Below are 20,269 nucleotides of genomic sequence, written 5' to 3'. Positions count from 1 at the left end.
CATTTAGTAAAACAAAAAACACGCTACTGGTTAGCGTGTTTTTTTATTGCCTAGCAAAATCTTACTTTTATATTATTTATAGCGTTATAACTGCCACGCATAACTGACTTTAGTAAAGAAAGTACGTTGGTCTCGCTCAATGCTTTTTAACGAGTCATCCTGATAACCTTTATCTGAATACCCTAAATAAAATAGCGTTTGTGCGTTAATTTTGTATGAGTACACCAGCTGACTACCGTAATCTTTGTTGATTTCGCTAACCTGATAAAAGTAAGCATCCTCATTTCTGTCTATATCTTCAAACTGTAAAATCAGCTTAAGCATAGCGCGCATACTAAACTTATAATAAAGCCTAAAATCAATAAGGTTTGCGGTAAAAACACGTCGCCCTTGGTAATCATCTAAATGGCTATAATTATGCCTAACATCGACCTGCCAATGGTTATTAATATCCCAAACAGCCTGCGATTGTGTGGTTAACACATCGCCTAGCTGCTCATTAGTGTAATCTATACGGCTTGCATATTCGGCATATAACGATAATCTCAGATCTTTTGACGGTCTAAAAGCCGTATAAAAATAACCAATATTTTGGTTATAAAACTTGCCGTTATAATTTTCATAGCGATTTAACAAACCCAGCTCAAATACAGACTGCTTTTGACCTTGAAAGGTCATGTAACCTTCGTATTCTTCTTCAAGTAACTCGCCATTTTGCGCCCAGGTTTTATCCCAATCGGCGGTGTATGACCAGGTTGTTAGCATGTCATGTTCATCACCATACCAAGTTTGTCCGCCACCAAAGCCTACTTTTTCATAGTCTACCTTTTCTTGATAACCTAAATCGGTCCGGTAATCCTCACCAATATTGTCATAGGTCGCGTAGAGCTTATAATCACGCTTATCGCGTGTCAGCTTTAATGCATACGCCATATCCGACTGAGAGTCTGCTAAATTGTAGTTATCAACTAAAAACGGCGAGTTATTGGTATCAGCATTCGCGATTTGATAATTAAGCGTATCTGACTGGTTAAACCAATAGCTGCCATCAACCGATAGCACCGTATTATGGTAGTCGCTACTTTCGCGATGTGTAGAAGTGACACCAATAGTACCTTGTTGGCCAATATCATATTGATAACGTGCCACCGCCGCTTTGGTTTTATCATTTAAGTTGGCAAAGCCCGAGCCTTGGTTACTTGGCAACAAAATATTACTGTTATCGTCATCTGCAAACATTAGCGCATAACTGTGGCTGTCGGTTTTACCAGTGAGCTTGGCGCCAATATTTGGCTCAGCTATGGTACGGGTGTAAAGGAGTTCAAATAAGTTACTTTTAAAGTAAGATGCGCCATCTAAGAAAAACGGGCGTTTTTCTGCGTAATAAATAGAATATGTGGTGTTTACATCCAGTTCTAACGAATCGGTTTCTACCTGAGAAAAGTCTGGGTTTATTGTGGCATTAATTACCGCATCTTTGGTAACCCCCCAACGAAGATCAAGCCCTACCTCAGTGTCTACATCGCCATTATCCCACGCACCAGGTACTTGTGTTTTTTGATCGTTTCTCAGTGCGGTTAATGTTGGCGTTAATTGCAGGTTTTTACTCGGTGCTAAATTATTAAATCCGCTTATTTTATCAAACTGACATAAACTACATTTAATATCACGGTCAAAGCCTGTGCTTGATAATTGATACAACACATCACGCTGATAGTTTCGCATTACAGCAAAACCCCAGGTAGATTGATCTTTATTTTGCGCAAATCGCAGCGCTTTAAACGGAATACGCATTTCAACCACGTAACCTTGCTCGTTTATGGTACCGGCACTGTCCCAAATGGCATCCCACGATAAGTCTGACACCCATTCATCGGTATCCGTCATGCGAAGGTCACCTTGAGCGCCCAGTGGGTTTACATAAAACTCATAGCCTGTACGTTCATCGTTAAAGGTATCAATCACCAAACCGACAGTATCATCTTGCCAGAGGGTATCTCTGTCACGAAGCGCCGCGCGAATTTTACTCGGATCGGGGTCGTAAGCTACAAACGCCACATATAAATTATGGCCATCGTCATAAAGGTATGCATCTGTTTTTACTGGCGGTGTGCCTTTTTCATTCGGCTCATCTTGATAATTTACCGCAACATGTGTTGCTTGTTGCCAATGTGGCTCGTTAAGCACGCCATCTACATCAATATTTTTATTAATGTGCGCGAGTTGATAATTAAGCTTATCGGCAAGTGCATTAGGGCTGAGAGTTAAACCGAGGCTGAAGCTGATAAAAAACAGCAATGTTGTTATTTTTATAGGTATAAAGTACTGCATAAACATCCATTTAGGTTTATTTACTTGTTAAAAGTAAACTTTGCTCAGGAGTGTAAATTATACAGGTACATTTGTTAATAGTTGCGCGCTATTATTTGCAATAAAATTAACAAAAAAACTAATAATAAGTTTTAGCAAGTGGTTATGTGTCGAGAAGTTTTAATTTATTAGCTACACCATTCCAGCTATCGGCATCTTCAGGTGCAGGTTTGACTTGCGTTATACGTGGCCATATTTCTGCTAGCTCCGCATTTAATTGGGTAAACTCTTTTTGCGATTCAGGTAATTCATCTTCTTGAAAAATAGCATCAGCGGCACACTCAGGTACGCATAAACCACAGTCAATACAGTCAATAGGGCTAATAGCCAAAAAATTAGGCCCTTCAAAAAATGCATCTGCAGGGCATACTGATACGCAATCAGTGTACTTACATTTTATACAGTTTTCGGTGACTACAAACGCCATAATGGTTTAATACCTAATGTTTCACAATAACAGTTGCGGATCATACCCAACCCTTACCAAAACACAATAAATAAGTGCCAAAAGTGGGCAATTTAACGTAACATATGGCGCTTATAAATCAGCGCTTTGTGCACACCCCTTATTGTGAGCGGAATTTAATCTCCGCTATGACACCTAAAGAGATATTAATGATACGTTTAACCGAAATAAAGCTGCCGCTTGACCATGACGAAAATGCCATTGGTCAAGCCATCATCAATAAATTAAATATAAGCCCAGAGCAGCTACACAGCTACAATGTGTTTAAACGCGGTTACGATGCACGTAAAAAAAGCGCCATTTTACTGATTTACACGCTTGATGTTGAAGTGGATAACGAAGCACAACTGTTAACCTCGTTTGAAAAAGACCAACACGTTAAAGTCTCCCCTGACACCAACTACAAATTTGTAGCGCAAGCCAATAGCAGTATTAAAGAACGCCCTGTGGTAATTGGCTTTGGCCCTTGTGGCTTATTTGCCGGTTTAGTGTTGGCACAAATGGGCTTTAACCCAATTATTTTAGAGCGCGGTAAAGAAGTGCGTGAGCGCACCAAAGACACCTTTGGCTTTTGGCGTAAAAAGGCCCTTAATACAGAATCAAACGTACAGTTTGGTGAAGGTGGCGCAGGCACGTTCTCAGACGGTAAGCTCTACAGCCAAGTAAAAGATCCTAAACATTATGGCCGTAAAGTGATCACTGAATTTGTAGAGGCTGGTGCTCCTGAAGAAATTTTATACGTTAGTAAGCCGCACATTGGTACTTTTAAACTAGTAACCATGATTGAAAAAATGCGCGCCCGAATTATAGAACTTGGTGGTGAGATTCGTTTTAGCACCCGCGTTGACGATATCCATTTAGACAACGGCCAAGTGACTGGGCTGACACTTTCTAATGGTGAAAAGCTTGAAACTCGCCATGTGATATTAGCGGTTGGCCACAGTGCTCGCGATACGTTTAAAATGATCCACGATAAAGGCATTTATGTTGAAGCTAAACCCTTTTCAGTGGGCTTTAGAATAGAACATAAGCAATCAATGATTGATGAATGCCGCTTTGGCGATAATGCGGGTAACCCTATTTTAGGCTCTGCAGATTACAAATTAGTACACCATTGTAATAACGGCCGTACTGTATATAGCTTTTGTATGTGCCCTGGCGGCACAGTAGTTGCCGCAACATCTGAAGAAGGCCGAGTCGTCACCAATGGCATGAGCCAATATTCACGTAGTGAACGTAATGCTAACAGCGCTATTGTAGTGGGTATTTCGCCAGAAAAAGACTTCCCTGGACATCCCCTAGCCGGCATTGATTTACAGCGTAAACTAGAAGAGCAAGCCTATGAACTTGGTGGTAAAAATTATGATGCCCCAGCACAGCTGATTGGTGACTTTTTAAAAGGTAAATCGTCTGCTAATTTAGGGGATGTACAGCCTTCGTATACGCCAGGTATAAAACTGACTGATTTAAGCAACGTATTACCTCCTTTTGCGATTGAAGCCTTGCGTGAAGCAATTCCAGCCTTTAACAAGCAAATTCGTGGTTTTTCAACTAATGATGGCTTGCTCACTGGGGTAGAAACGCGTACTTCATCACCAATAAGTATCAAGCGCGATAAAACCTTCCAAAGTATTAATACTAAAGGGCTTTACCCTGCAGGTGAAGGCGCGGGTTATGCGGGTGGTATTTTATCAGCGGGTATTGATGGTATTAAAGCCGCAGAGGCGGTTGCGTTATCGATGCTAGAAAACGCCTAACTCGATTTAATCGACCTTTATCGAAAAACCTCACAATGTGAGGTTTTTTTGTGCTAAAAATAACCTGTGTTTCCATAAAATAGATAATAACAATGAGTATAAAACGGCTACTTTTAACCTTATGTGTTTGTACAATAACTAACTTACACGCAGCGGCTAACAATACAGAGCTTAAAACCATTAGTGACATTCACAGCGCCTATAAAAATAATACCACCACGGCTGAGCAGCTTACCCGCACTTATATCGACAGAATAAACGCGCTCAATCCTAAATATAATGCAGTAATTAGTATTGAGCCCACTGCAATTGAACAAGCCAAACAACTCGATGCACTGTTTAAAGCCGGAAAATGGGCAGGCCCTTTACATGGTATTGCGGTATTACTAAAAGATAACATTGAAACAACAGGTACATTACCCACTACAGCGGGCTCATTAGCACTTAAAAATAACATTACCAATAAAGATGCCTTTGTGGTTAAACAATTACGCCAAGCAGGGGCGATTATTTTAGGCAAAGCGAACTTAAGTGAATGGGCTAATTTTCGCTCATCGTATTCGTCATCTGGCTGGAGTGCCATTGGCAGACAAACCCATAACGCCCATGATGTAACTCGTAATCCGTGTGGCTCAAGTTCAGGCTCTGCTGTCGCGGTTGCTTTAAATTTTGCACCTATTGCGCTGGGCACTGAAACCGACGGCTCAATTACCTGCCCTGCATCTGTTAATGGGGTGTACGCCATAAAACCCAGTATGGGACAAGTTTCGCGCGCAGGCGTGGTGCCACTTTCTAGTAGCCAAGATTCGGTAGGCCCCATGGCACATTCTTTAATAGATGCACTCGCGGTATTGTCCGTCATTCAAGGGGAAGACCCTAATGATGTATCAACACTCAACGTAAATAGAAAGCTTGATAGTATAGTGCCTAAGCCGTCACTGAAAATAGGCGCTTTACCTGCCAGTAAGTTTACTGTGGAAACACAAAAACTTTACGCTAAACAGCTACAAGCATTAAAAGACGCAGGTCATACCGTTGTCAATGTTGAAGTAAAAGATGATTTAAGCACACTTTACGTTGATGAATACGCCATCTTGCTTTACGACTTTAAAGCCGAAATTAATCACTATTTAAGCCAAACACCAACGCAAGTAACGGTAAAAAGCTTAGACGATTTAATCGCATTCAATACCGCAAATAAACAGCAAGAAATGCCCTACTTTGAACAAGATATTTTATTACAAGCTAACGCGGTCGATTTGAGTAAAAAACAACAATATCAAAAAACCAAGGCGCGTTATCGCGCACTAGCAAACCGCGCTATTAGCAATTTATACCGCAATAATAAGCTAGATATTGTGATTGCACCCACCGTTTCGCCCGCCTGGAAAACCGATTTAATTAACGGCGATAACTTTAAAGGCAGTAGTAGTTCATTGCCTGCCATTGCAGGAACAACCCATATCACTTTGCCAGTAGGTAAAGTAAGCCACTTACCGGTTGGGTTGTCGGTTATTGCTAATCAAAATGCTGAAGCGGCTGCTTATGCGTACGCTGCTATTATCGATAATGTATTAGGCATAAAAAAACCTGAGTAAACTCAGGTTTTTTTAATGGCTTAGCTATCTTACTTTTTAAGTGATAGCTTTTCGCCTTTTAAGCTTTTACGTACATTAGAAATACGCGAACGGTTCTTCGCTCTCGCTTCACCGGTAGCTTGGCCTGATGGCTTATTAGCACGGGTGCGGCGTAAATGCGCTGGCTTTTTACCAATTTTATCAATCAGTACTTCACGATTACTTACTTCGTAACCTTCTAAGTAAACACGTTTAATTTTTTGACCAATTAAGGTTTCAATTTCAAACAACATGTTTTCTTCTTCGCGGCTAACAAACGAAATTGCTTGTCCTTGGTTACCAGCACGGCCTGTACGGCCAATGCGGTGTACGTAATCTTCAGCAAGCCAAGGTAAATCAATATTAATAACGCGCGGTAAACCGTCAATATCAATACCACGTGCTGCAACTTCTGTTGCAACTAGAACGCGTACTTTGCCTTCTTTGAATTCACGTAACGCACGACGACGGTTACCCTGCGATTTATCACCATGACACACTGCCGCTGGGATACCGTCTAGGTTAAGTTCAGTGACTAGCTCATCTGCGGTTTCTTTCATGTTTACAAATACCAGCACTTGCTGCCAGTTTTTCTTACCAATCAGCTCAGAAAGCAACTCTTGCTTACGGCGCTCTTCTACTGGGTAAACCACGTGTTGTACTGTGCTTGCGGTGCTGTTAGTTTGATCAACACGCACAATTTCAGGTTGCTTTAGCACTTTAGAGGCAAATTGTTTAATTGCTGCTGGGAAAGTTGCTGAAAACAATAAGATTTGACGCTCATCAGCACAGCTTTTTATCACGCTTTGCATGTCATTAATAAAGCCCATATCGAGCATACGGTCAGCTTCATCAAGTACTAAGTGTTTTACTTGGGCAAGGCTTAAGTTACCTATACGAATATGATCAAGTAAACGCCCTGGTGTTGCTACTACAACATCAACACCTTCTTTGAGTGCAATTTCTTGTCCTGCAGTATTAACACCACCAAATAAACTCACTACTTTTAGCGAAGTGTACTTAGCAAAGTCTTTAAAGTTATTCGCTATTTGCTCTGCAAGCTCACGCGTAGGTGCAAGGACTAAGGCGCTTGGCGCATTCGTAGTACTGCTATCTGACTCAAATAACTTTTGGATAATAGGGAGTGCAAAGGCAGCGGTTTTACCTGTGCCGGTTTGAGCACTCGCTAAAACGTCTTTACCTTTACGAACAGCCGGAATAGCTGCGCGCTGAATGGGCGTAAGGGTGTGGTAATTAAGTTCGTCTAACGCCTGAATAAGTTCAGGGGCAAAACTAAAAGATTTAAAATTCATTGCTGTATAACCTGCGGCCACATTATCAAGGGTCGCAAATTATACAGTAAAATCGCTTAAACAGTTAGTTTTAAACACCAGAAACCACTAATTTATAAAATGCGGGGTAATTAGCTATTATTAGACGCTGTTTGAGTTAGCTAAATGATTTTAACTCGCAATATTAATCCTCGCTTATTCACTTCTTTATTGCGATTTTATAAACTTTACACCGTTCTTTTACATTGTGTTACATAACCATTTGCATTTAAATAAAAAAAGCAGGTACACTTTCCCGCCCATTTTGTTGGGTGAATATAAATTAAAGGAAATTAATAATGATAAAAAGATGTTTAACTGCTGCGGTATTAGTAAGCGCGTTTGTTTCAATGCCGTCACAAGCAAAAAGTGGCATCAACCCATGGCAACAATGTGGTATTGGCGCGATGGTTTTCCCAGATAATGGCGTTGCTGCAGCAATTTCTAATATTATTTGGGATTTAGGCACAACTGCAGTGTCTTCTAACATCTCTTCAGTAGAAAGTTGTGAAGGCGCTAACGTAAAAACAGCGCAGTTTATTCAACAAACTTTTCCTGTATTAGAACAAGAAATAGCACAGGGTGAAGGCGAGTATATCGCTGCAATGCTTAACGTACGTGGTTGTGATGTAACTGCACATCAACAAATTATCACTTCGGTACGTAACGATTACGCAAACGCGCCAATAGACAATGCACAAGCATTTTATGAATTAGTTGAAGGTAAAATTACAACTAACTTTTCATCTCAATGCGCTGCAATCTAATAATTAAAGGGCTTAACAGCCCTTTTTTTTGGTTAAACAATGAAACCTCTATTTTATTTAATTAGTGCTTTTTTATTCATCTCTTTCTCAAGCTCTGCCACGAAATCTATCTCTGTTTTAGCCAAACACCCAATATGGTTGAAATTAGGGCATTACAAAAACCAACCAGCTACCATCAGTTATATTACTAACGCATCATTTTTTATTGCAGATAACGGACGTACTGATCCGGCTGCCGAATTAAAAGCAACAATCCATGCTTTTAATAACCTGCCCTCAATGCCATGTCGCTACCCTGCTCGTTACCAATGGCTCAAAGAGCAAGGTTTAACCTTTTCAATGCCAGCTGCAGAGTGCCCAAAATTAAAGCAATGGCGAGAGCAACAAGCAATTCACTCTGTTAGTTTAGTATTTGCATCTGGTTATATGAGTAATCCCGCATCGTTATATGGTCATTTATTACTTAAACTTAATCGCTCGACCGAATCAAAAAACAAATTATTAGATTACAGTATTAACTATGGCGCACACGTTCCAGATAATGAAAACGGCTTGGTGTATATTATCAAGGGCTTGTTTGGTGGTTATAAAGCCGGTTTTTCAGATCAATTGTTTTATCGCCACCAGCACAACTATGGTGAAATAGAATTAAGAGATTTATGGGAATATACCCTCAATCTAAACGAGCGCGATGTGGTTTTTATTGCTAATCACTTATGGGAAATTTTAGGCACTGAATTTGATTATTACTTTGCCGATGAAAACTGTGCATTTCATCTTGCGCAAATTATTGAACTTGTTATTGGCGATCAACTAACCAGCGAAGGCGCTCCTTGGGTAATACCAGCCACTATTTTTTCAAGATTAAACACGGCCACTTACCAAGGCCAATCGGCGGTTAAAAATATCACATTTACCCCCTCGCGCGACACTGTATTTGCCAAGCACGTTCAATCTTTAAGTGAAAAAGAGCTCAGCTTTGCTAAACAAATCTTTGCTGAATCAGCAGTACTTAAAAGCAAATCTTTTTTAGCTTTGCCAGTACAGTCTCAAAAAGCCATTATTGGGGCTTTATTTGAACTCGTACAAGTAAAACAAATTCAAAAGCAAACCCCAGTAAAAATAAGTGAGTTAAAAAATGCACTTATTAAAGCGCGCTTAAAGCTGCCAATGGGCGAAAACAAAGTAAAATTTCAATTTACCCAACAGCCACCACATAAAGGGCAAAAGCCCTCTAATAGCTCAGTTTCTGCGGTGCACACGGCTGAGCAAACACAGTACACTTTGGGTTTTAGGTTGAGTTATTTTGATACCCTTGCCTCTGATATTGCCCGCATTCCATTTTCTAATTTAGAAATGTTAGATACCGAGCTGATGTTTACTGATGGCGAAACTTACATAAACAAAGTTCATTTATTAGATTTGGAGTCATTCAATCCAAACCAATTATCTTGGGCTAATGAATCTAAGTGGTCGTGGAAAATTAATGTTGGATTCGACAGACAACCAGCACTGTGCAGAACCTGTAAACACAGCTTTGTTATGGGGGGAGCCGGACAAGCTTGGCAATTTAGCAACAACACCTTAGCCTATAGCTTAATTAATGGTTATTTAGGTGATTTAGCTAAAAACAGCCACTTTTATGATTCGTCGGTAGAAGTGGGGATTATTACTGGTACTGACTCAGGTATTAAACTTAAAGCATCCTACGAAAAGTCATTCTTAAATGCCAAAAACCCTGCGCAAACCAAACTAGAAATGGCAGTGCCTTTAAGCCAAGATATTGATATTAGATTAGCGGTCACTCACGCTAATTCAGCTATGTGGCAGCTTAAACTCAACTACTATTGGCAGTGATATAAAAAAGCAGCCTCTGTGTTTACAGTAGGCTGCTTTGAAAATTTAGTATTTAATAAATAGTCTAACAGTTTAAGATAAAATCAAAACCTTACTAATATCCACACACTGCGCTCGACTACCGACAAAATCTTGCTCATTAAGCTGATTAATTAGGGTTTCACCTTGTTGCTGTTGCTCATCGCTAAGCGGCACATAAGGCATTCTAAACACTGGGTTAACCGCGCCTGTCATGATCATCGCGGTGTTAATGGCAATTGGGTTTGGCTCGCAAAACAGCCAGTTCATTAATGGTTGTAATGAATTATTTAGCGCATTATTTTTGCTATCCATTAATTGACGGAACAAACCCGGGATCAGGTTAGACGTAACTGAAATAACGCCATGTGCTTTATGAGTATGGCGTGCATCGTGTGCTTCGTCATCATTACCAGACCAACACGCAATCCCCAGTCGTTCATAGTGCGCTATACGCTCATTGCCACCACATTCTTTAACACCAATAAAGTGCTCATGCTGGGCCAGTGGTTCAATAATATCAGGGGTGAGGTCTTGACCTGTGCGCCCTGCTACGTTGTAAATAAACGCCGGACCAATATCAAGCACACGTTTAAAGTGCTCTTTAACACCGGCAATTGATGTGCGCCCGTAGTAAGGATTAATTTGTAATGAGGCATGCATGCCGCTGGCAAAACCATATTTTGTTGCTTTAATTGCTTCGCGCGTATTATTACTGCCGGTGTTACCTACAATCAGTAATTGCTCACCAAATTTATTGGCACTGTGCGCAATTAGCATTAAGTGCTCTTCCCAGTTCATTAACTGGCCTTCACCGGTGGTGCCACCAACAACTATGCCGTCAACACCCGCTGCAATTTGTATTTCAACGAGTTCATCATACTTTGCAAGATCGATCTCACCATTGGCTAAGTAAGGTGTTTTAATTGCAGTAATAAGGCTTGCTTGTTTAATTTGTTCTAGGGTGCGCATAAAAAATCATTGTTATTAATACTTGCCCTATTTGTACCATATTTACCGCGCTATTTGCAGTGATAGCCAGTATTTAATTATAAAATGGCTTGTGTTATTGAGTTTGATGATACAAAATAAATAACTGTATAAATAAACAGTATTTTATTTTTTACTATTAAGCGAGCCACTATGCGTTTATCTGACTATTTAAGCACTCACTTTTATCACACTGATGAGTTATGCCAAGCACTAAACATAGACACTGAAACTCTTGAAAATTGGCAAGCACAGAGCATTTTCCCTAAACCCAGTTATTGCATTAAAAATCAAATGAGCTGCAGCTCTTATTCAGGGTTATATGAATGTGAAGAATACGACGATTACTATCCCCGTGGTTGTGTAAATTGGGGGCAAGGATTAGTTAAGCAAAAAATTGAGTCATCTAACCAGGCGTTTAATTTGTTTGCCCAAAACTATACCCAATGTTTAGCAAAGCTTGCACAGCAAGGCTTTATATTTAACGAAGAATTGTTTGGCTGTGAAATAGAAGAACATTTACAGCAAGTATGGCAACAATTTTTATGCAGTAAATATGGGGTGCTCACCCAAAACGGCTTAATTGATGAAATTGTGGCTGTGGATATTGGCAGATTATTAGTAGACGATATAACCGAGCTGCGCAGCAAAGCCAGTTTAGATAAGGATGAGCGCACCCGCATTCACCCTGCCATGAAGCTTCTAAATAAAGCCCTTAGCCATGGCGCCGATCACGAAAAGCAACTCACATTACGTAGCCGCTATATTGATGCCCTTATTTTAAAATACGATTTATCGATTAAATAAAGGGTCGTGTTTGGCTGAGGAGTTTAGCTATGTATGGATTGTTGGTTTTATTAAACAATGCCAACACTGTGCTTTGCGGCTTATTTTTAGTGCAACGAGTCAAACAGTCCGACAACTACGCCTTGTTAATTGCAGATTTACGATTTAGATATGATTTCATTAACCGCATGAGATACATCATCTTTTATTACTGACTCTTCAATAATTGGTATTACCCATGAGACACCAAGCATTTCTAAAGAAAAGCGCCAATCTTTCCATAACTTTCCTTCAATGGTATCAAGACTATCAAGTCCAAATCTTGAAGATGCCCCCCACTGAGCAATTGAAGGAAGTTTAGGATCAACACTTTGCGCACCTAAAATAAACTGACGCTCCATATCTTCTGGCATAATTGCAAAATAATACTCTACTTTTTCAGTCTTATTTAGAAATCTCGAGATAATTACCATTTTTCACCGAGCTGATCGCGCTCAATTAGAACGCTAGAGTATTGAGTAAAGCTAAACAGAGAAAACAATTTTTATTTCATCTTATTGGCTTGTTAGTCATCTGTTTTTTTAAACACACTAATTGCCATTATTGCCTCTAAGCTATACCTGCGATAAAACTTAATGAAACCAATATAGAATGCATAAGATAATAATGATAAAGCAATTAGTAACATGGGGTTAAAACCAATGCGCCCTGTGAACATTGAAACAGCGCTTGCCCAAAAAATCAATATAAACACAAATGATACATTTCGTGTTAAACCATACAAAGCTACATAATTTTGTAATTTACTTGCATGGTGTTCAGAATTTTCAAAGACAAAGTGATATAACAATCTTAGATAATCTCCGTCAATTCCACGTTTAAGATCGAACTTATTTTCGTTTACTTCTATATGCGTTTCCAACACAGAAATACATTTATTAAACACATCTTTTCCTAAATGTTCTGGAAGAGGCTTAGCCTGATTGAACATAGAGATATTAAGCCAGCTTTTGAGAATAAGTTTAGGGAAAGAAATAGGAAAAATAATTAGCCATAAAATAAGTCGCCCAAAATTATCTCTTTTTTTCTTCCCACTCCAATATGACTTAGCTTTCACATTAAAGAGAAACTGAGAAGGATAGCCATTAGATATATTTGTGAACGCTTCAATAACAGCAGATGAACCAATTGCTAAGACATGTCAAAGTAGATAAGCACAAATAACAGCGGGAATGAAGCTAATTAATTGGTTCGCATTTGCTGAATTTTCAATGCTAAAAACAATAAAGATCTCTTTTGCCCCAAAAATTAATGCAACTAGGTACAAAAATACAGCACCTGGAATCATATACCCTAAAAAGTCATAAAAAGAAAATGGGTTCTGTTTCATATTACGCGTAACTCCATCACTTGGGTGAAATGTTTATCGCTTTAAACAACTTGTGGATTAAGCTGTCCTGCCTCATTAGTTTTACTCACTTATTTTACCAAGAATGTAATTTATAAATGCACTACAAGAAACAAGCATAAATTTTGCGTCAGTATAAGTGATATTGTCTTCCTCTAGTAACGCATGGCGTATTCCACCTTCGTCATTTGTAAACCCATAAAGATTAGATAATGCTTTCTTGAAAGCAGAATGAAGTTTATGAGTTTTCTCAATAACATTAAGCGCTGAGCCTAAAGTTGCTTTAGGGTTGTCTGAGACAATTTTACTTAACGACTCAACGGCGCTGATAGATTATTTAACTGAGTTTCTGTAATCAGGAGACTTTCTGTCAGTTAAAAATTTAAGCGCGGTTTTCAAATGTTGACTTACACCAGAGTATTTTGATGTATTCTTAATTGCGGCCTCAATTGATTCAATTTCTTCTTCACTTGTTAAATCAGTTAATTTTTTATCTACGAACCTATATGCAGAATTTTCTATTTCTAATATCTGATTGCAAAAAGGTACAAACTGTTTAGATAACTCATCTGGGCAATTTTGTGCTGTAAATTCGATAAAGTCGTATGCTTCATACCATTCACACTCAAAAAAATGTTTCCTAATAAGCTTTAATGCATTCTCAAAATACCCAGGCAAATTGTCAATAGGGAATTTAAACAGGCTATGCCAATACAATTGAAAGAGTAAATAAAGTTTAGAAGTCTGGAAGCTCTGGTTATATGAAAGATGATTATTATTCTCCCACAAACAAGTATGGAGGGCGTTCCATAACCCAAATCTAAGGTCATCATCCATACATTCTTTTTGAATAACGTCCTTTACTGGTGTTAATCCTTTTCGTTGAGAAAAGAGCATTTATCTATCCCTGTATGAAGTTAACAATTTAATCTACAACATCTGTCGTATCATAACCCATCAAATGTCCCTATATTTCTTTGTATTTATATTAACCATCAAAAAAATTTTGTAAACAATTAGTTAGCTTCGAACCTGTTTATGACTATGCAAAATTACACAAAAAGCGTGTGTTCAGTAACATCAGGCAAGCCAGTTCTAACGATGCAAAAACTATTGTCCTATTAAAAATGGCTATTATGAAATCGTTTTTATTCTGAAACAGCTTTGGGTTTAAGAGGTAGCTGAAAAGGATGATATTTGAGCGGTATTTGGAGATGATATTTCAAAAAAAGAGCTGTAAGTTACAGCTCCTGCTTTGCTATTAGCCTAGTGACAGTTAACCAATGGTTTTATACACATCAATATTGGTAGAGGTAATAAGTTCGCCTACTGCATCACCAAAGGCTTTAAAGTGGGGTGCGTTTTTATGGGCTTCAAAGTGCTCATTAGACGCCCATTGCTCACTCACTAAATAGGTGGTTTGCTCAGCCTCACTTTTAATTGATAGCTCGTAACGCAGGCAGCCTACTTCTTGGCGCGAGGACTGTTGTAAGTTTTCGAGCTCGGTTAATAGACGCTCTGCATCGCTATTTTCACTCGATAGTGTAGCAATTACCGTTAACATGGGTGTTCCTTGTTTCAAAAATAAAGGTGCAGCTCAACTGCACCTGTTTTAGTTCTGGCTTTTTGGTTATTGATCCCACTGTGGTGCAAAGTCAGGCGTTGCTTGGCGGTCGTTGCAATCAAGGCCATCAATTCGCGCTATATCTTCATCATCAAGTTTTACCTTGTCGTTAAAGTTATCTTCTAAGTTTTTACGCTTGGTCGATGATGGAATTGTGGTCATGCCGTTGGCATTTTCCCATGCAATAACCACTTGTGCTGGCGTTGCATCGTGTTTATTAGCAATATCTATAATGGTTTGATCGTTTAACACTTTACCAACCACAAACGGCATATAGGCTGTTACATGTATGTCATGTTGAGCACAAAAGGCGCGCAGTTTGGTATTGGTTAAATAGGGGTGCACTTCTACTTGGTTAGTAAATATTTCACGCGAGTCTAACGTTTGCATCGCTTCTTTTAAGTTCGCAATAGTGAAGTTTGATACACCTATATGTTTGGTTAACCCTAACTTTTTAGCTTTTAGTAGCTCAGTCAGGTATTCGCTCATAGGCTCATTGTTTGATGGTGCAGGCCAGTGAACTAGCAATAAATCAACCGAGTCAACTTGCAGCTTTTCTAATGACTTTTCTACACTTGCGATAAAGTCGTTTTTATTGAGTTTATTGTTCCATACTTTGGTAGTAATAAATAACTCATCTCTGGGAATATTACTGTCTTTAATGGCTTGGCCAACTTGCTCTTCGTTGCCATAAATTTGCGCGGTATCAATATGACGAAATCCTACTTCTAACGCCATTTTTACAGATTCATAAGCAGTTTTACCTTCTAAACGAAAAGTACCCATACCTAAGTCTGGCATTTCAATTACACGTTGTGTCATAGCTTTATCCTTATTAAATAATTGGTTTAAAATTCAAACGTCGTGTTTACTAAATACACCGATTACTTTTTGATTTAAAATTTCGACCTCATGAAAATACTGAGGTCATTCATTTTTATTTCAAGACTAACCTACATAAGTTTCGCTTTATTTAGCCTGAACATTTTGTTTATCTAGCCTGCCACTGTACCGGGTGACTATTAAAGCCAGCAATGAAACAACGGCGCCAATCCATGCGGTATCTTTTAGTTCCATGTGCTCTACTACAAGGCCCCCCGTAATAGAACCCAATGCTATGCCAATGTTAAATGCTGCTATATTTAATCCAGATGCAACATCGACTGCGTTAGGAGTATGTTGCTGAGCTTGCTTAACAACATAAAGCTGCAAACCAGGTACATTACCAAATGCAAATGCCCCCCAAACTAATATGGTTAATACGGCAGCAACCTTTGACTCCATGGTAAAAGTAAATATCAGTAGAATTACAGTAAGTGCACTAAAAATAATGCTCAGCGCACTGATCGGGCCTCGCTTGTCAGCTAATTTTCCACCCCATATATTACCAACAGCCACTGAGACACCATATACCAGCATAATTATGCCAATTGTTGAAGATGCAAATCCAGTCTGCTGCTCTAAAATGGGGGCCAAGTAAGTAAACGCAGTAAACGTGCCGCCATAGCCTAAAATTGTCATTAAATACACAAGCAGTAATCTAGGTTTAGTAACAACTTGAAGTTGCTCTTTAAAGGTTGCCGGTATTGATTGCTTTAAATTTTTAGGTACTAATACAGCACTTCCAATTAAAGCGATAATACCAAGTGATGACACCACTAAAAATGTAGCGCGCCAACCAAAGTGCTGCCCTATCCAAGTACCTAATGGCACACCCGTTACTAGCGCTACCGTAAGGCCGGTAAACATAATTGCAATGGCGCTAGCCTCTTTATCTTTACTTACTAAGCTTGTCGCTATCATTGAGCCAATAGAGAAAAATACACCGTGAGCAAGTCCAGTTAAAATGCGTGCTATTATTAACGTTTCGTAGCTAGGGGCTTGCCAAGCTAATAAGTTACCCATAACAAATAAGCCCATAAGACTTATAAGTACCACTTTTCGGCTCCAGCGACCCGTTAATGCAGTGAGAACCGGTGCGCCAATAGCTACACCAACCGCATATAAGCTCACTAGTAAGCCTGCTGATGGTAAGCTCACGCCTAAATCGTTTGCAATAGTTGGCACTAAACCCACTATAACAAACTCTGTTGTTCCAATTGCAAATGCGCTTAAGGTAAGCGCCCATAAAGCCAATGGCATAGTTACATCCTCATTTTTAAAATAGATGTACAGTGTGAGTAAAAATGCCTTTGCAATAAATGGCATAAATGGCAAAATACTTTTGTTTATTTTGCAAATATAAATGAGTGAATTTATGCCTGTTCAAGCTAAAACTGAAGATCTAGAAATGTTTATTACCATTGTTGATTGTGGCAGTTTTTCCGGTGCGGCTAGTTTACTTGATTTAAATGTAGCTAAAGTTTCAAGAGCACTATCTCGTCTTGAAAGCAGGCTAAACTGCACATTACTAAACAGAACAACTCGGCGCTTAGAACTGACCGAGGAAGGGCATATATACATAGAATATGCGCGAAAGGCTTTAAACACGCTGCTCTTAGGGGAAGAAACAATAAAGCTACTAAAGCAAGCACCTAGCGGGCACTTGCGTATAGATGCAGCAAGCCCTTTTGTTTTGCATCAACTAGCGCCACTAGTTAATGAGTTTAAAAAGCAATACCCGCAAATCACGCTCGATATTACCTCACACGACAATATTATTGATTTACTTGAGCGCAAAACAGATTTAGCTATTCGCATTGGAGACTTAAAAGATTCAAACCTGCATGCGAGAAAATTAGGCCAAAGTAAATTAAAATTGGTCGCAAGCACTGATTATTTAAAAAATGCGCCACCGTTACAGCAAGTTTCAGATCTTAAAAACCATAACCTAATTGGTTTCAGTGAACCCAATACTCTTAATCAATGGCCCTTAAAACATGAGTTATCACTGCACTTTGATTTAAGGGCTAGCAGCGGCGAAACCATTAGGCATTTATGTATTGCTGATCAAGGCATAGCACTTCTCTCACAATTTATGATTGCAGAAGATTTAGCCAAAAAACGATTAATAGAAGTTTTACCTCACAGCGTAAGTAGCCCAAATAATCGAGAATCTATTTATGGCGTTTATTACAAAAATGGGGCGGTTTCTTCCCGTATCGTTGCATTTTTAGATTTTATACAACCGCGACTAAGTTTATAAATCACTTTTAAATTGAGTTTAAAGAGCAACTTAATGAAATAATTTACATTATTGACGGTTTTAAGATTAAGCTGAGTATAAACACTGCAGTTGCATTATTTAGATGAGGTAGTATGGATTCTTTAACACAAGTTGCGTTAGGTAGCGCTGTAGGGTACGCAGTATTAGGTAACAAAGTGGGCCGCAAAGCGGTGTTATGGGGCGCTATTTTGGGCACTTTACCCGATTTAGATGTGTTTTTACCCTATGGCGGCAGTGTTGAAGCATTTACTTATCACCGTGGCTTTAGCCATTCATTTTTTGTGCACTTGTTAATTAGCCCTTTGATTGTTTGGCTAATTTTAAAAATACACACTGGCATGCAAGCGTATAAAACACGTTGGTTTTGGTTAGTGTTTTTGTGTTTATCAACCCATGCACTATTGGATGCACTTACTGTGTACGGTACGCAATTAATGTGGCCACTTACAGAGCATCCGTTTGCAATTTCAAATATGTTTATTATTGATCCCCTCTACACGTTACCGTTATTAGTAGGGGTTATAGGCACTTTAATACCAAAAATAACCGCCCCAACCGCCTACAAAATTAACGCAATTACGCTCACAGTAAGTACTCTCTATTTATGTTGTTCGCTTATTCTTAAAGTTGTTATTGACGATAAAGTCAACACTGCGCTGCAAAACAGAGACATTACTGTCAATAAATACATTAGCACTCCAGCACCGTTTACTACTTTACTTTGGCGGGTGGTTGTGATGTCGGATGGGAAATATTATGAAGGCTATGCATCGGTGTTTGATACACCCAACGAGGTTACCTTAAATGCATACCAAACAACCCCTTCTTTACTAAACGAGATTAAAAATGAATGGGGTGTTAAACGCTTGCAGTGGTTTACAAAAGGGTTTTATTCCGTTCGCGAGCAGCAAGACAAAGTTATTCTCTCTGATTTACGCATGGGCATGGAGTGTGCTTATGTGTTTAATTTTATTGTCGGTAAGAAAGATGGCTCAGCAATCAGTGTCGGTAATTTTGAAAAAATAAGTCAAAGACCCAACTTAAACAACCTACCTAAAATATGGGATAGAATTTGGCACCCCGATACCGTATTGGCATCGCCATTAGCAAAAAATAATTGTGTAGAGCAATAATACCAACTATAACTGCCATCTTTTGAGTAAACTCAACTCAATACCTTGTTGAGTTTACCTCTATTTAGTTAGGGGTTATCGTATAATTGGGTTCTGTTTTTTCCGCGCTCTTTGGCTTCATATACCGCATTATCGGCTTGGGCAAATAAATCAGTAAACGTCGTTTTCGCAGTACTCAAACTTGCCCCAATACTGGCGGTTACTGGGCGATTACCTACTTTAATTTCAGCAATTAATAAATGCAGCCTTTGGCAAAATGACAAAGTATCTGCTTTATTTGTATCTGGCACCATAATTAAAAACTCTTCACCGCCGTAACGAGAAATAAGGTCGGTTTGTCGACCAAAATGTTTAAGACGTTGCCCCAACTCTTTTAAAACTCGATCCCCTTCTAAATGCCCAAAGGTATCATTAACGACTTTAAAATTATCAATATCGATAATTAACAATGCAACCGACTGCTTTGATCGCATAGCCTGTTCGAGTAACAGCACGCTGCGGCAATTCATCTCTCTTCTATTTAATAAATTGGTTAACTCATCGGTAGACGCTAAAGATTGTAAGCGTTCAGTTTGCGCTTCTAACTTTTCCCGTGTTTTAATCAGCTCGTCGTAAAGCTTATCTCGCTGAGTCGCGTTAAAAAAGCTCCAGTATATATAGCCCTTTTCATCAAGCTGAGCATTAACGGTAACGGCCATACGCTCGCCTTGGGCGCTGAGCATAATTAACTGCATTTCTTGACACGCTTTTTCATGCAGTAAGGTAGGAAGCACATAACTTTGTAAAAATATTTTTGATGATTTAGTTATAATTTTATCAACCGACTTGCCAATAAGCTCATTACAATTCCACTGTAATTCCTTTTGAAAATAAGTATTTGCATAAACAATAATGTTATCTGCATTTGTCACTAATGCACCATTTAAAAAGTGATCTGCGGAATAATCAGCAAGCTTTTCATCTACTTTATCAAGTGACAT

18 protein-coding genes are annotated in these 20,269 nt (G+C 39.0%); 7 read left to right on the top strand and 11 right to left on the bottom strand.

Translation table 11 applies throughout. The features are described from left to right. Positions 1-84: 84 nt before the first annotated feature. The gene (locus tag AAGD16_RS17310) at positions 85-2,331 is read right to left on the bottom strand and encodes a DUF5916 domain-containing protein (protein WP_377115423.1); all 2,247 of its coding nucleotides are present in this window, start codon (positions 2,329-2,331) and stop codon (positions 85-87) included. A gap of 142 nt (positions 2,332-2,473) precedes the next feature. Continuing rightward, complete coding sequence (fdxA, locus tag AAGD16_RS17305; RefSeq protein ID WP_008114035.1) at positions 2,474-2,797, bottom strand: ferredoxin FdxA; 324 nt, start codon at positions 2,795-2,797, stop codon at positions 2,474-2,476. Between the two features lie 188 nt (positions 2,798-2,985). Here fdxA and AAGD16_RS17300 point away from each other — a divergent pair, with 188 nt between their 5' ends. Continuing rightward, positions 2,986-4,593, top strand: coding sequence for an NAD(P)/FAD-dependent oxidoreductase (locus tag AAGD16_RS17300; protein ID WP_377115419.1), 1,608 nt, complete (start codon positions 2,986-2,988; stop codon positions 4,591-4,593). A gap of 92 nt (positions 4,594-4,685) precedes the next feature. Next, complete coding sequence (locus AAGD16_RS17295) at positions 4,686-6,191, top strand: amidase family protein (protein WP_377115416.1); 1,506 nt, start codon at positions 4,686-4,688, stop codon at positions 6,189-6,191. 29 nt (positions 6,192-6,220) lie between these two features. Here AAGD16_RS17295 and AAGD16_RS17290 read toward each other — a convergent pair whose 3' ends face one another. Next, entirely contained in the window at positions 6,221-7,522 is a 1,302-nt protein-coding gene (locus AAGD16_RS17290) for a DEAD/DEAH box helicase (RefSeq protein ID WP_377115413.1), read from the bottom strand. Positions 7,523-7,839: 317 nt separating this feature from the next. On the opposite strand from AAGD16_RS17290, the gene AAGD16_RS17285 reads away from it, so the two are divergent. Both AAGD16_RS17285 and AAGD16_RS17280 read left to right on the top strand, forming a co-directional pair. Then, positions 7,840-8,307: a DUF3015 family protein gene (locus AAGD16_RS17285; RefSeq protein WP_008115277.1), complete on the top strand. Its 468-nt coding sequence runs from the start codon at positions 7,840-7,842 to the stop codon at positions 8,305-8,307. A 39-nt stretch (positions 8,308-8,346) separates the two neighbouring features. Next, the gene (locus AAGD16_RS17280) at positions 8,347-10,164 is read left to right on the top strand and encodes a DUF4105 domain-containing protein (RefSeq protein ID WP_377115410.1); all 1,818 of its coding nucleotides are present in this window, start codon (positions 8,347-8,349) and stop codon (positions 10,162-10,164) included. A 72-nt stretch (positions 10,165-10,236) separates the two neighbouring features. Here AAGD16_RS17280 and dapA read toward each other — a convergent pair whose 3' ends face one another. Beyond that, positions 10,237-11,154 (bottom strand): 4-hydroxy-tetrahydrodipicolinate synthase, encoded by a 918-nt coding sequence (gene dapA / locus AAGD16_RS17275; protein WP_377115407.1) that lies wholly within the window; start codon positions 11,152-11,154, stop codon positions 10,237-10,239. A 171-nt stretch (positions 11,155-11,325) separates the two neighbouring features. Here dapA and AAGD16_RS17270 point away from each other — a divergent pair, with 171 nt between their 5' ends. Continuing rightward, positions 11,326-11,979: a DUF6058 family natural product biosynthesis protein gene (locus AAGD16_RS17270; protein WP_377115404.1), complete on the top strand. Its 654-nt coding sequence runs from the start codon at positions 11,326-11,328 to the stop codon at positions 11,977-11,979. A 137-nt stretch (positions 11,980-12,116) separates the two neighbouring features. On the opposite strand, the gene AAGD16_RS17265 is transcribed toward AAGD16_RS17270, so the two are convergent. From AAGD16_RS17265 to AAGD16_RS17240, 6 genes are all read right to left on the bottom strand, one after another. After that, a complete protein-coding gene (locus tag AAGD16_RS17265) occupies positions 12,117-12,431 on the bottom strand; it encodes a hypothetical protein (RefSeq protein ID WP_377115401.1) in 315 nt (104 codons plus the stop codon). A gap of 92 nt (positions 12,432-12,523) precedes the next feature. Further along, a complete protein-coding gene (locus AAGD16_RS17260; RefSeq protein WP_377115398.1) occupies positions 12,524-13,075 on the bottom strand; it encodes a hypothetical protein in 552 nt (183 codons plus the stop codon). A gap of 624 nt (positions 13,076-13,699) precedes the next feature. Next, on the bottom strand, positions 13,700-14,263 hold the full coding sequence (locus AAGD16_RS17255; RefSeq protein WP_377115395.1) for an AbiJ-NTD4 domain-containing protein: 564 nt from the start codon (positions 14,261-14,263) through the stop codon (positions 13,700-13,702). 379 nt (positions 14,264-14,642) lie between these two features. Next, positions 14,643-14,930 carry a putative quinol monooxygenase gene (locus AAGD16_RS17250; RefSeq protein ID WP_377115392.1) on the bottom strand — a complete coding sequence of 96 codons (288 nt, stop codon included), beginning with the start codon at positions 14,928-14,930 and terminating at the stop codon, positions 14,643-14,645. A 66-nt stretch (positions 14,931-14,996) separates the two neighbouring features. Then, on the bottom strand, positions 14,997-15,812 hold the full coding sequence (gene dkgB / locus AAGD16_RS17245; RefSeq protein WP_013463211.1) for a 2,5-didehydrogluconate reductase DkgB: 816 nt from the start codon (positions 15,810-15,812) through the stop codon (positions 14,997-14,999). Positions 15,813-15,959: 147 nt separating this feature from the next. Then, positions 15,960-17,132, bottom strand: a complete 1,173-nt coding sequence (locus tag AAGD16_RS17240) for an MFS transporter (RefSeq protein ID WP_024600898.1) — start codon at positions 17,130-17,132, stop codon at positions 15,960-15,962. A gap of 115 nt (positions 17,133-17,247) precedes the next feature. Here AAGD16_RS17240 and AAGD16_RS17235 point away from each other — a divergent pair, with 115 nt between their 5' ends. Further along, entirely contained in the window at positions 17,248-18,135 is an 888-nt protein-coding gene (locus AAGD16_RS17235) for a LysR family transcriptional regulator (protein WP_377115745.1), read from the top strand. 113 nt (positions 18,136-18,248) lie between these two features. After that, a complete protein-coding gene (locus tag AAGD16_RS17230) occupies positions 18,249-19,289 on the top strand; it encodes a metal-dependent hydrolase (RefSeq protein WP_377115389.1) in 1,041 nt (346 codons plus the stop codon). Between the two features lie 68 nt (positions 19,290-19,357). Here the strand turns inward: AAGD16_RS17230 and AAGD16_RS17225 are convergent, their stop codons facing one another. Next, entirely contained in the window at positions 19,358-20,269 is a 912-nt protein-coding gene (locus AAGD16_RS17225) for a diguanylate cyclase (protein ID WP_013463208.1), read from the bottom strand.

Source organism: Pseudoalteromonas sp. M58, assembly GCF_042604605.1.
In the GTDB taxonomy this organism is placed as follows: Bacteria; Pseudomonadota; Gammaproteobacteria; order Enterobacterales; family Alteromonadaceae; genus Pseudoalteromonas; species Pseudoalteromonas tetraodonis.
Note: the sequence above shows the minus strand (reverse complement) of the source record. Positions and strands in the feature narration are given on the sequence as shown.

What these genes read in the sequence shown, in the direction of transcription:
- dapA (WP_377115407.1), bottom strand. Translation starts at nt 11,154, where the DNA reads ATGCGCACCCTAGAACAAATTAAACAAGCAAGCCTTATTACTGCAATT.
- AAGD16_RS17265 (WP_377115401.1), bottom strand. Translation starts at nt 12,431, where the DNA reads ATGGTAATTATCTCGAGATTTCTAAATAAGACTGAAAAAGTAGAGTAT.
- AAGD16_RS17230 (WP_377115389.1), top strand. Translation starts at nt 18,249, where the DNA reads ATGGATTCTTTAACACAAGTTGCGTTAGGTAGCGCTGTAGGGTACGCA.
- AAGD16_RS17270 (WP_377115404.1), top strand. Translation starts at nt 11,326, where the DNA reads ATGCGTTTATCTGACTATTTAAGCACTCACTTTTATCACACTGATGAG.
- AAGD16_RS17310 (WP_377115423.1), bottom strand. Translation starts at nt 2,331, where the DNA reads ATGCAGTACTTTATACCTATAAAAATAACAACATTGCTGTTTTTTATC.
- dkgB (WP_013463211.1), bottom strand. Translation starts at nt 15,812, where the DNA reads ATGACACAACGTGTAATTGAAATGCCAGACTTAGGTATGGGTACTTTT.
- AAGD16_RS17250 (WP_377115392.1), bottom strand. Translation starts at nt 14,930, where the DNA reads ATGTTAACGGTAATTGCTACACTATCGAGTGAAAATAGCGATGCAGAG.
- AAGD16_RS17300 (WP_377115419.1), top strand. Translation starts at nt 2,986, where the DNA reads ATGATACGTTTAACCGAAATAAAGCTGCCGCTTGACCATGACGAAAAT.
- AAGD16_RS17255 (WP_377115395.1), bottom strand. Translation starts at nt 14,263, where the DNA reads ATGCTCTTTTCTCAACGAAAAGGATTAACACCAGTAAAGGACGTTATT.
- AAGD16_RS17290 (WP_377115413.1), bottom strand. Translation starts at nt 7,522, where the DNA reads ATGAATTTTAAATCTTTTAGTTTTGCCCCTGAACTTATTCAGGCGTTA.
- AAGD16_RS17240 (WP_024600898.1), bottom strand. Translation starts at nt 17,132, where the DNA reads ATGCCATTGGCTTTATGGGCGCTTACCTTAAGCGCATTTGCAATTGGA.
- AAGD16_RS17285 (WP_008115277.1), top strand. Translation starts at nt 7,840, where the DNA reads ATGATAAAAAGATGTTTAACTGCTGCGGTATTAGTAAGCGCGTTTGTT.
- AAGD16_RS17280 (WP_377115410.1), top strand. Translation starts at nt 8,347, where the DNA reads ATGAAACCTCTATTTTATTTAATTAGTGCTTTTTTATTCATCTCTTTC.
- AAGD16_RS17225 (WP_013463208.1), bottom strand. Translation starts at nt 20,269, where the DNA reads ATGTCACTTGATAAAGTAGATGAAAAGCTTGCTGATTATTCCGCAGAT.
- AAGD16_RS17295 (WP_377115416.1), top strand. Translation starts at nt 4,686, where the DNA reads ATGAGTATAAAACGGCTACTTTTAACCTTATGTGTTTGTACAATAACT.
- AAGD16_RS17235 (WP_377115745.1), top strand. Translation starts at nt 17,248, where the DNA reads ATGCCTGTTCAAGCTAAAACTGAAGATCTAGAAATGTTTATTACCATT.
- fdxA (WP_008114035.1), bottom strand. Translation starts at nt 2,797, where the DNA reads ATGGCGTTTGTAGTCACCGAAAACTGTATAAAATGTAAGTACACTGAT.